1 protein-coding gene is annotated in these 13302 nt (G+C 64.9%); it reads left to right on the top strand.

Annotated elements, in window-relative coordinates; genetic code table 11:
- Positions 1-38: 38 nt before the first annotated feature.
- Complete coding sequence (locus ABEA58_RS06355) at positions 39-13277, top strand: hypothetical protein (protein ID WP_345549873.1); 13239 nt, start codon at positions 39-41, stop codon at positions 13275-13277.
- The last annotated feature ends 25 nt before the right edge of the window (positions 13278-13302 follow it).

Below are 13302 nucleotides of genomic sequence, written 5' to 3' on the forward strand. Positions count from 1 at the left end.
AGGTAATAAAGGCGGGTAGCAGGTTGAAGACAATAATAATGAAACCGAAAAAACATGGGGGTTTCCGGAGTGTGCTGGTGCGGCTTGCGCTGAGCTGCCTCGGCGCAATGCTGCCCGTGTTTTTCGCTTCAGCGCAACCTGCCTCTAACTGCCCGGCGCCCAGCCTCAGCATCAGCCACTCATCAGCAGACAGTTACTGTGAATTCTGTGGTGATGGTCAGGTACAGCTGACCATCACCAATGCCACCCCAAATGGCCCCGGTAATAATGCCAGCCAGGCGATCAGCAATATCACCCTGCGGGAGGATCTCGGCCGGATTGCTGAGATATACGAGTACCAAAATAACAGTGCTCAGGTGTCGGGCCTTGGTCGGGTAAACCCGGCAATTTCCGGTGGCGGCGATATCCTGACCTGGAACCTCGGCAATGGCGTCACGCTGGAGCCCAGTGAGTCGGTGACGGTTTCCTTCCGTCTCGACGGCTTGGCGGATGAACAGGAAGAGCTGCTGAGTCTCGCCAACCGAATCCTTACCGCCTCTGCCAGCTACGACTACCAGAACTGTAACAACGGTGTGGTGAGAGAGAATACTCCGGACGCGACTTTCGAGTTGCCGCTGCTAGAGCCAACCCCCTCGCTGCAGATTCGCGGCTGGAACCGCGATGCCAATCAGGGCCGCTGGACCCAGACCATTTACGGCAACGTCAATGACGATGTGGTGTGGCGGGTGCGCGTGCGCAATACCGGTAGAGCCGCCCTGCAGGATGTGCGCTTCGACCAGATGGTGGCCGATCCCAATGTCACCATCAGTCACGCCTGTGCTTTTCAGGGCAGAGCCTTTCGAGTGGCGGATAACGACGGGGTTGACCTCAACAATGAGTGTGTCAGTGCATCCAACACCATGAATGACTGGGAGATGACCTCGCCTTTCAGTAATGGCCGCACCGACAGCAACGGTGCGGAAATCGATGTGGCTGGCGGCCCGTCGAACGAATACATTTTTCTGGTGGGCAAGGTCAACTCCTCCTGCGACAACGGCGGTATCACCACTGATGACTTCCAGTGGGGGTGTGAAGTGGACCGGGATACCGGCGTCGGTGGCGTCACGGCGACATCGGCTGGTGCGTCTCCAGGTGCTGCCAACGCGACAATGAGCACGGTGGCCACTGGCGATCTGGATATCGTGCGCGAGATCACTGGCATCAATATCGCACAGCCCCTCGGCGCCCGTGGCTATGTGACCGTGACCATCACCAACCTCACCGGCGGCTCGGTGAAGGACATCAGCTTCGTCAATGACCTGCCGCCGCAATATGTGGTGGATACCACCTACACACCGGAAATACTGGAGACCACCCGCGGCAATGGCCACAACGCCAATTACGCCGCCTCTTTCGACGGCATGGTGGATACCCTGCAGTGGCGGATCGGCGGCGTCTGGAACCAGTGGCACCCGGACCCGCTGCAGAACAATGCCCCCGAATTCCGCTTGATCAGCAGTGCCCCCCATCCCGATTATGCGGACCAGGAAAATATGCTGCGCCACGGCGACCGCGTGCGTATCCGTTTCCGCATCGTCACGGTTGAACCGGCCTTCTTCGACACGGCGGCGGATCTGGACGTGGAGGTGGAAAACCCCGCTGACGGCACCGACCCCGCGAGCAATTCCCGCCTGGCGGAAGACAACCGCCTCACGCTGGAATCCAGCGACTTCTGTGCGGGCGCCCGGGCCACCCAGGTGGAGACCGATGCGGTAACCCCGCACCCGGAGGATCTGGACCTCACCACCGTTTATCCGCTGTACATTATCCGCGATGACGGCGAGTCGCCGCTGACCATCGATGTCACCAATAACGGCGGTCACGACGCCAGCGACTACACCGTCTACGCCACCTTTGGCGAGGGCATGCAGGTGGTGAGCAACAACCGCGGCTGTTCCCTTGTGGCCGACCGGGCGGATCTGCATCCGCTGTGGAATGACCCCGCTTACCTGCCGGCCACCGCCAGCGTTTACCGTTGCACCCCCGCCGAGTTGGGCACCACCGCCCAGTTGGGCACCATCGCCCCCGGTGCGACCGAGCGCGTTGTCTTCCAGGTGCGGAAAAATCACACCGCCGCCAACGACGACCTGACGTTTCGCGCCGACGTGGTGGGTGAAATCACCCTGAGAGACGGCTCACCGCTCACATTCCCGACCCCTGCGCTGCTGGACGATCCAGCAGGCGGGACCACCCCATCACAGCAGCGTGCCAACAATTACACCCTCGACGCCTTTCGGGCCAAGGCGCTGGGCTTCAACCTGAAGAAAAAGTTGCGCGGCCAGTGCAGCGAGTTGAACGAGGCCGGTTTCGCCAATACCGATGTGCTGATAGGCGAGGAGTGCACCGTCGAGATTCAGGCCGGCGGCTGGTTCGGCTTCCAGACCCCCGGCTACACCCTGATCCAGGTGGAGAATATCTCCTTCCGCGATGAGCTGCCGGATGGTCAGGGCTACCTCGCTGATCGTGCGCTGGGCTGTACCGATGTCACCCTGCCGGATGCGTCCTCGCGCTGTACGGCGATCACCGGCGTCACCCGCGGCGGCGGCATCGGCACAGCGCTCAGCGAGACTGACCCCGAGTGGACGGTCAACGACCCCATTAATGTGCGCGACAACTGGTTTCTGACCGACCTCAGCACCCGCATCCTCAACGACAGCGAGGATGTGGTGGCCGGGCCCAACCGACACGGACAGATCAGCACGGATTTTGGCCGCACTTTCTTTACCGCCATCTTCCAGCTGGAAGACGGCTCCCGCGTGCCGATCGATGTGGACAACTCCGGCGGCGTGCCGGCCAATATCCCCGGCTTTCCGCCGGTTGCGGACTGGCAGGTGGATCTGCGGATCACCGAGCCGAAGCTGGAAATCGTCAAGGAAGTCTGTAATGAGAACCTCTACGGGTGCGCTCTGAGCGCGGCCGAGGGGACCGATGGCTGGAGTGCTCTCAGCGATGAGGGGCACCGGGACCAGACCTACCTGTTCCGCCTGATCGTCAGCAACCGCGCGGCGGACAGCGGTGTTACCCGCGCGCCCGCCTACGATGTGGTGGTCACCGACACCCTGGACGCCTCGGGGCAGATGTGTGTGCGCCCCCTCGACGCCGATGGCCTCGACAATGACGCCGATGGCGCCCTCGATGAGAGTGCCGCCAGTCTGGCAGGCCTGGAAGGCCTGGTGGGCACGGCCGCGGGCCTGAATAACTACGCTGCGGCGGTCCACTGCCGCGAGGGCGGCGTCCCCGCGGTCATCACCCTTTCCTACGAGCATTCGGATGCCCTCAAACGGCTCGACCCGGGGCAGTCGGTGACCGCCGTGTACCGGGTGCAGCCGCATGAGTCGGTGGCGCCGCTGCAGCGCTTTACCAACCGGGTTGAAGTGACCGCCTACGACAGCCTGCCCGGCGTATCCGGCAGCCAGACCACGCCGATCGTCGGCAACGCCTTGAGCCACGACCCCCAGAGCGGCAGCCCCCGCAGCGACTCCCGCGATACCCCGCGCCTCGGCGGCGCCCGCATCCACGAGGAGAAGCCGAGCGACAGCGCGCAGATGCGCATTATCGATGTGGAGACCCTGCCCAAACAGGCGCTGGCGCTCTCCAACGGGGCGGTGCAAAGCGATCCCCTCAATGGCGCCAATCGCGACCAGATGGTGATTGGTGAGGAAATCCGTTACCAGCTGGTTGCCCGGATTCCCGCCGCCAAGCTGCGGGATTTTGTCATCCGCGACGAGCTGCCGGCGGGTATGCGCTGTATCGAGGCGCCGGTTGTCGACCTGAATGCCGCCCCCTACGCGCAGGCCGGCATTATCCCCGCCGGCACCGTGACGCCCACCTGCACCAGCAGCGGCAGTGGCGATTATGTGGAGTGGGACTTTGGCGACCGCGAAGTGACCACGGTGACCGGCAGCCTGTTCGATTTCCCGCTGGAGTTTATCGCCCGGGTCGACAACAGCCCCCAGACCAATAACGGCGATGTGCTGGTCAATGGCGGCAGCGGCAGCCTGGCGCAGCTGCGCTACGTGGACGAGGCCGGCAACACGGTAGTCAAAGACTTCGGCGCCCACGAGGTGGAAATCCTCGAGCCGGATGTGCAGTTGTCCCTGACACTCTCCGAGCCGCAAGTGGATGGCGATGACGTGCTGACGGTCAACGTCACCGCCAGCAACACCGGCACGGCCACCGCCTATGACCTGCGTGTGCTGGACGACCTGCGCGGCACCAAGTTCCGCTATGTGGCGGGCAGTGCGGGCGGCAACGATGGGCCAGATGTGGTCGAGTTCCTCGATGGGGATGCCAATGCGCCCATATTCCGCTGGAATCGTGTGGACCCAGTGAATGATGCGCCGCCCTATGCCATTGCCGCCGGCGGCTCTATCGATTTCAGTTTTCAGGTGCGGGTGGTCGGCGCCGGCGATGCGCAGAGCGTCGAGCCATTGGAAGTCCTGCAGAATACCCTGCAGGCGCGCTGGCAATCCCTGCCGGGAGAGGATATTCATCTGAGCGCCGGCCTGGGGCGGCCCGGTGCCGCCGATGGCATGCGCATCGGCATACTGCCGAACAGCAGTCCCGCCGACCCGGTGAATGATTACGAAACCCGCGCCGTGGCAACCACGCAGGTTGCCCCCGTTGCCTTTGCCAAGCAGGAAAGCGCGGCCAGCCAGGCGGTGGTGTCCACCATCGGTGCCCACAAGACTTTCACCCTGACGGTGGACCTGCCGGAGGGACTGACCCGCGATCTGAGCATCGCCGATAACCTGGCGGCCGGCGGCACCAGCTTTGTGGTGAGCCGGGACAGCAATTACGCCTTTACATGCACAAGCAGCGACCCATCGCTGCGGGTGAATGGGGCTGCATTGGCCGCTGACTGTTCCAACTTCATTGCGCTGCCGCAGGACGGCGACGCCAATGTGGCGACCTGGAATATCGGCACGGTGGAGACCGGCAGTGAGGACGATTTCAGCGCTGACACATTCGAGCCGCAACTGCTGATCACCTATTTCGCCCGCGTCGACAACGCCATCACCGGCACCGCCGCCGGCGATCGGCTGCGCAACAGCGCCGACCTCTCTTACACCAGTGGCGCGGACCTGAACGGCAATACCTCCACCCCAGTATTGACGGACAATACCGCGACGACCACGGCAGTGGAGCCGCAGCTCACCATCTCCAAGGCGGTGACGGATGCCTCTGGTAACCCGGTCACCAGCGCCCAGGGCGGTGACAAGCTGCGCTACACCCTCACCATTACACACAGTGGCGCTTCCAGCGCCGACGCCTTCGACCTGAATATCGTCGATACGCTGCCGCCGGAGCTGCGGCTGGACAGTGGCTTTACCCCCACCGCCAGCATCGATGGTGTGCCGGTGAGCGGTTTCACCGCCGCGCCCGCCGGGGCGCCCTCCGGGCCGCTGGTGTGGGGGCGCGGCAATCTCGGCGACAACAGCCTCGACCTGCCGCTGAGCAGCACCCTGGAAATTACCTATCAGGCAGACCTGCTGTCGGTATTCGGCGGGGATGTAACCAACTCGGCCCGGGTGGACTGGACCTCCCTCGATGATACGGAGCTGGACGATACTCGCTACGAGCGTCACGGCCAGGGCTGCCCGAGTGTCACCCAGCCCAATGATTACTGCAGCGCCCCGGTGACGCTCAGCCTGTCCACGGTGGATACCTCCGCGCTGGTGAAAACCATTGTCGAGGACAGCTACCTGCCCGCGGATGATGCCACCCTGCGCATCGGCGATACGGTCACCTTCGCGCTGGCGCTGGAACTGCAGCCCGGCACAACCAGGGCGGTGACGGTTACCGACGTGCTGCCCACCGGCTTTACCCTGCAGTCATTCACCGTAGACGGCGGGGCAGGGGACTACGCCTTTAGCGCCCTCAGCGAGCCCGCAGCCGGCGATAGCGGCACCCTGGTGTGGGATTTCGGCGACGTTACCCGCCAGCTCGGCAGCAGCAACCCCCTGCGGATCGTGTATGTGGCGCGGGCGACGGAAGGCGCGGGCATTCCGCACAGCGCTTCCGTCGATCTGACCAATACCGCCAGGCTCGCCTATACGGATGCCGCCGGCAACCCGCCCTCAGACCCGGCGGTGCTGGCGCGCCTCACAAGCAGCCAGCGGGTGACGGTGGTGCAGCCCCTGTTCGATGGCCTCGTGAAGACAGATATCAGCGGCCGCACCAGCCCCTATACGCCCGTGGACCTGGCCGGCGAGATCATGAACTTCCGCCTGCAAGCGACCAACTCCGGCGATGCGCCCGCCTACGGTGTGGTGATTACGGACGACCTGCCCGCTGAGCTGAATGAAGGCACTATCAGCAATATCGAGGTCAGCGTCGGCGGCACTCTTCTGGCTGCCGGGGAATACACCTACACGCCACCGGCGCTGCGCGGCGGCCAGATGGTGTTCGCGTTAAGCGAGGCGGTAGACCCTTCAGAAGAAGTGTCCATCGCATACGACATCGGCTTTTATACCGACATCGACGGCGGCCAGAATTGGCAAAACACCTTTGCCATCGACGAATACTGGTCGCAGCCGCCGGCGGATGCCCAGCGCTATGGCCCCACGGTTGTGCCGGCGCCTTATCTGATGTCGACGCTACCCACCACTGTCGACCCGCTGCAGAAGCTGCTCCTGCAGCCGGTGTCTGGTACTGCCGTGGTGGGGGAGGAAGTGGTTTACCAGCTGCGGGTGCCCAGCAGCGAAACCGCGGTGGCGATTTACGATCTGGTGATCACCGATACGCTGGACCCGTCCCTGCAAGTCACCGGCATCCGCGAACTCAATGGCCTGGCGCTTGCCGACAACAGCAGCGGCAACGCCGTCAGTCTGTCTCTCGACAGGTTGCCGGCGGGCGGCCAGGCGCTGATCGAGATTCGCGCCCGTGTCGCCAATAACGCCACCGCACAGGCCGGGCACAGCTTCGCGAACAGCGCCAGCTATACCTACGCGGCCACGGATAATGGCCCCGCAGTGGATGGCGGTAGCGGCACGGCCGCGGCGCTGACCATTGCCGAGCCCGCAGTGGCGCTCACCAAGACCATCGATAACCAGACCAGCCCCGGCGACGATCCCGATGCCGGCGATACCCTGCGCCTGACGCTGCAGCTGAGCGAGGCCGGCGCGGCCAACAGTGCCGATGCCCTCGACCTGCTGGTACGTGAAGAGCTGTCACTGGGGCTCGCATTTGTGCCCGGCAGCGCGACCTTTGCCGGCAGCCCGCTGGCCGACCCGGTGCAGAGCGGCGATGGTATTGCCGCCGGCCAGACCCTGAGGTGGGACCGGAGCAACAGCGACCTGGATATCCCCCGGGGCACCAGCGCGCAGCTGAGCTATGACGTGCGGGTATTGGATACCGTGTTGGCGGCCGCCAGCCTGGGGGCCAACAGCCGGGTGCAGTGGACCAGCCTCAATGACGACAACAGCGCAGCCCTTGAGCGCAGCGGCAGCGAAAGCCCGCCACTCAATGACTACTTCGTGGTCGGCGCCACACCACCGCTGGCGGTGGCCAATGACGCCAACCTGAATAAAAACCGCCTCACCGACAGCTTTAACAGCGCCGACAACCAGCTCCGCGTGGGCGACCTGGTGGAGTACGAGCTGCGCGTCGCGCTGCCGGAGGGCCGCCATCCCAGCGCGGTGCTGACCGATACCCTGCCCCAGGGCATGGTGTTTGAGCGTACGCTGTCCGTGAACGGCGACACCAGTGCGCCTTTTGCCGCCGTGGCCCCCTTCAGCCACGGGGATATCGCCGAGCCGGTCGCGTCCGGCGACCCGCAGGCGGGAGCCACAACCATTGCCTGGGCGGTCGCCGACCTGGTCAACCCCGGTGATAACGTCCTCAGCGCTAACACTGCAGCCAACGACGAGTTTGTTATCCGCTATCTGGCGCGGGTTCTGAATCGGGACGCGCACCCCTGGCCGGCCAACAGTATCCCGCTGGAGAACAGTGCCAAATTCACCCGCGAGACCGCCAGCGGAATCGAGAGCCTGAGCGGCCTTGCGTCTGTGGAGCTGCTGCAGCCGAATCTGGCGGTGGCCATCGCCGCCACCACCTCCAACCCCGCCGGCGGCTCCCAGCTCACGCCCGGCGACACGGTGGATTTCACCGCGACCATCAGCAACAGCGGCTCGGCACCGGCCTACGATCTGGTATTCCGCGATCTTATTCCCGCCGGCCTGCGCCAGGGCGGGGTCAGTGTGCAGGCCACCAGCGTGAACGGCGCCGCTGTTGCCAACCTGGCGCCCGCCTATGACCCGGCGAGCGGCGAGGTCATCTGGAACTTTGGCGCCGGTAGCGCCTATGCCATCGAGCCGGGCCAGGCTCTGGTGATGACCTATCGTGTGCTGGCGGATGCCAGCATCGGCGCCGGCATGGCACTGCAAAACGCCGCCTTCGCCGAGGTCTATTACTCCCTGGATGACGATGCCCTGCCAACGCTGGCTGGCGGCTCGGTGAGTGCGGATATGCGCGAGGATTACGGCCCCACCGCGCCGGTGGGGGTGCAGTTCAGCACCCCGAGCGCGGCCGATCTGCGCATAGAAAATACCCGGCCCACGGCATCGATTGGCGAGCCCTTCGCCTACCGGGTGACGATTCCGGGCACAGCCCAGGTCGGGGGGCAGAGCGCGGCGCTGAATGACGTGCAGCTGCTGCTGAATCTGGACAGCTCCGCCGCGGAGCTGGTTTTTGTCGAAGCGGTGAAGGTTGCCGGCAGCGCGGCGTTTACGCCGGTAAATAGCGGTTCCGCGACCAATCTGGTGATTGAAGACAGCGCCGGCGGTATCGATGTGCCCGCCGGTGAGCAGGTCGTTATCGATGTGATGGTGCGCCTGCGGGATGCCAATCCGCCCAATGTAGATGGCCTGGCGTTCAACAACAGCGCCAGCTACCGCTATGGCTTTATCAATGACGACGCCGCTTCCGGGCAGGGCGCTGGGGGCGGCAATACCACCGCGGACATGACCGTGGTGGAACCGACCCAGCTGACCCTGAGCAAGTCCGGCCCCGCCCGTGTGCAGGCGGGCCTGCCGGGCACCTTTGTGCTCGACGCGCACAATACCGGCAGCGGCCCGGCCTGGGATATCACCCTCACCGACAGGCTGCCGGACACCGCCGAGGGCGGTATGTGTGAGACAGCGCCGGACAACTTCAGCGCGCAGATTGTCGATGGTGGTGGCAACCCGCAGGCGACTCTCAATGCCGGCAGTGACTTCAGCGTCGCCTATGACGCCGCCAGCTGCACACTGACGTTTACCTCCACGGGTGCGGCCGCCATGCTGCCGGCGGATCACCACCTGCAAATTAATTATGACGCCACCCTGGATGCCGATACCCGCAATGACGCGGCGCTGACCAATATCGCCGGCATTGAGCGCTGGCACAGCTGGGACAGCGGCGCTGCCGATGCGCGCGCATACAACCGGCCCGCGCCCACCGACGGCACGCCCGCGGTGCTCGATCACGAGGCTGCCTTCGAGACCCTGGCCGCGGTGGCAAGCGTCAGCTTCCACAAAGAGGTCGCCAATATCACTACCGGGGCCAGTCCCGCCAGTCCCGGCGATGTGCTGCAGTACACCCTGACGCTGACCAACCTCAGCGACCTCAATGTCAGCGGCATTGGTATCACCGATGAACTGGGGCGCCTGAACAGCGCGCCGGTTTACCAGTCCGGCACCCTGCAGCTGATCAGCCTGCCCGCCGGCGCCGATGCGACAGCGACAGATGCGGCCGGCGGCGCCCATGGCAGCGGCCTGTTGAATGTGCAGGACATTCAGCTGGCCCCTCAGGGCTCCAGTGGCGACACGGTGCAGGTGGTCTATCAGGTAACCCTGGCGCCGGTGATCGACAGCGGCTACGCGGTACTGAATCAGGCCGAGGCGCAGCTGCCGGGCCAGCAACCGCTATTGAGTGACGACCCGACGATCAACGGCACTGACGATCCCGATGTGCCCGGCGATGAAGACCCCACGCAGGTATTGATCACCTCGGCGCCGCTGCTGTCGATGGAAAAAGTCTCGCAGGATCTCAGCGGTGCCCCCGACCTGCTGCTGGCCGGCGACACCCTGCGCTACACGCTGCGGGTGCAAAACAGCGGCAATGAAAACACCGCCGAAGCCGTGCTGCGCGACCAGATACCGGCCAACACCAGCTACGTTGCCGGCTCCACAACCTTGAATGGGCAAGCAGTTGCCGACGCGAACGGCACCAGCCCGCTGTCCAGCGGCCTCGCCATCAGCTCCCCGGGCGCAGGCAGCGGTGTGCTGCTGGCAGATCCCACCGCCTCCGCGGGTAACGGCGAGGCGGTCATCACCTTCGAGGTGACGGTGAATGCCGTCAGCGACGGCACCCTGATCTCCAACCAGGGCTTCCTCAATGGCGCCGGCGCCGGCAGCGGCGCCTTTGCGGAAACCCCCTCCGACGACCCGGCCACTGACACCGTCAACGACCCGACCATGGATATCGTCGGCGATATGCCGCTGCTGCTGGCGCGCAAGAGCGTTGCCATCGAGGTGGATAACCTGAGCGCGGGCATCGTCGATCCGGGCGACACCCTGCGTTACACCATCGTGGTGGAAAACCTCGGTGCGGTGGATGCGACGGAAGTGGAACTGACCGACCTGATCCCGGCCAACACCAGCTACGTGGCCGGCTCCACCACCCTCAACAATTTCCCACTCAGCGACAGTGCCGGAGGAAGCCCGCTCGCCAGCGGCCTGCCGATCAGCTCCGAAGACCTGACCCCGCCGCTACCGGGCGCCCTGCAGGGTGTGATCAGCCCCGGCCGCAGTGCCACCGTGGAGTTTGCGGTGACGGTGGATGCGGGCACACCGAGCGGCACCGTGATCAGCAACCAGGGTTCCATTGCCAGCACCGAACTGCTGCCGCTGCTGACCGACGCCGACGACAATCCCGCCAACGGCGCCCAGCCCACCGATGTGGTGGTGGGGGATGTCCAGCAGCTCGCCATCACCAAAGCGGTGGCGGTGGTGGGCGGCGGTGCCGCAGAGCCGGGGGCGATCCTCGAATACCTGATTACCGTCACCAATATCGGTGCCGTGCCCGCCAGTGACGTGGTCATCACCGACGACCTGCTGCTCGCCGGCGACGGCGTCCTCAGCTATATCAGCGACTCGGCCAGGCTCGACGGCCTGAGCGCCGGCGTGGCGGTGAGCGGCTCCGTGATCTCCGCCAACTACGCCGCCGCCTACGGCGACCTGCAACCCCAGGACGCCGCCACCCTGCGCTTCCAGGCGCGGCTGGGCGCCGAGCTGGCGATTGGCACCCCGGTGCTGAACACCGCCATGGTGGAATGGAACACCCCGCCCGCCAGCGCGCAGGCCAGCGTCGCCATCGATGTGGGCGGCACCCCGGGAATCGCCAACCTGGCCGGCTACCTCTGGCAGGATGCGAACTTCAACAGCGCCGCAGACAGCGATGAACCGCTGCTGCAGAACTGGACCGTAGAGCTCTACTTCAACGGCAACCTGATCGACACCACCCAGAGTGATGACAACGGCTACTTCCAGTTCGCCGGCCTGCTCACCAATCTCAGCCAAACCAGTGGCGGTCCCAGCTACGAGCTGAGATATGTGGCCCCGGGCGCGGGGGCGAACACCGCCGCCCTGGGCAGGGCGGATTCCGACTTTACCAACGGCCCGCAGCGGATCAGCGATATCTACCTGGGTTCCGGCATGAACCCGCAAAACCTCAACCTGCCGCTGACCCCCAACGGCGTCGTCTATGACTCGGTATTGCGGGCGCCGGTGTCCGGGGCAACCGTCACCATGCTGCGGGCCTCCAGCGGCGTGGCGCTGCCGGACAGCTGCTTCGACGATCCGAAGCAGCAGGGGCAGGTCACCCAGGCCAGCGGCTTCTACAAGTTCGATCTGAATTTCACCAGCGGCGGCTGTCCCGCCGGCAGCGATTACCTGCTGCAGGTGACGCTGCCAGCGGATGACTACGTTGCCGGCGAGTCGGCCATTATCCCGCCGCAGACCCATGCCGACACAGCCGGCTTTGATGTGGCGGCCTGCCTTGGCAGTGGCGCCGACGCGGTGCCGGCCACCGCCGAGCACTGCGAGGCCCAGGCATCGCCGGCGGCACCCTCGATCGATATCGCCGCGCGCAGCCCCGCCACCGACTACTACCTGCGCCTGCGCCTGGATGACAACCGCCTGCCGGGCGAAAGCCAGCTGTTCAACAACCATATCGCCGTGGACCCGCAGCTGGACGGCGCCCTGTCGATCACCAAAACCGCGGCGATGCTGAATGTCACCCGCGCCCAGCTGGTGCCCTACACCATCACCTTCAGCAACACCTTGTCGGCACCGCTGACGGACCTGCAGCTGGTGGACTTCTTCCCCGCCGGCTTCAAATACGTGGCTGGCTCGGCCCGCGTCGATGGCGTGGCGATGGAGCCCGAGGTCGACGGCCTGCAGCTGCGCTGGTCCGGATTGCGCGTCGATCCTGAGCAGACCCGCAGCGTGAAACTGCTGCTGGTGGTGGGCTCCGGTGTGGGCGAGGGCGAGTACGTCAACCGCGCGCAGCTGTTCAACAGCCTGTCGGGGCAGGTGGTTTCCGGGCAGGCCTTAGCCACCGTGCGTGTCATCCCCGACCCCACCTTCGACTGCACCGATGTGATCGGCAAGGTCTACGACGATAAGAATATGAATGGCTACCCGGATGCCGGTGAAGGCGGCGTGCCGGGCGCGCGGGTGGTGACGGCGACGGGCCTCAACGCCACCACCGACGCCCATGGCCGTTTCCATATCACCTGTGCGCTGGTGCCGAATCAGGATCGCGGCTCCAATTTCGTACTGAAACTGGACGACCGCAGCCTGCCCAGCGGCTATCGCCTTACCAGCGAAAACCCGCGGGTAGTGCGCGCCACCCGCGGCAAGATGATCAAAGTGAACTTCGGTTCCAGCCTGCACCGCGTGGTGCGCCTGGATATGGCCGAAGGCGTGTTCGAACCGCAAAGCACCGCCATGCGGCCGCAGTGGAACTCGCGCACGGAGCTGTTGCTGCAAAAACTGCAGGAAGCACCCTCGGTGCTGCGGCTGTCCTACCTGGCGGAAATCGAAGATCCCGAGCTGGTGGAACGCCGGCTGCAGGCCATGAAGGCGCGGATCGCGCAACAGTGGCTGCGCGATTACGGCGACTATGAACTGAAGATCGAGACCGAAGTGTTCTGGCGGCGCGGCGCGCCACCGGAGCGGGGGGTGTGGAAGTGATGTTAATGACTCGGAGAGCGCGCCA

Source organism: Microbulbifer aestuariivivens, assembly GCF_039545115.1.
In the GTDB taxonomy this organism is placed as follows: domain Bacteria; phylum Pseudomonadota; class Gammaproteobacteria; order Pseudomonadales; family Cellvibrionaceae; genus Microbulbifer; species Microbulbifer aestuariivivens.

Coding starts and splice junctions, on each gene's coding strand:
- ABEA58_RS06355 (WP_345549873.1), top strand. CDS start 39: ATGAAACCGAAAAAACATGGGGGTTTCCGGAGTGTGCTGGTGCGGCTT.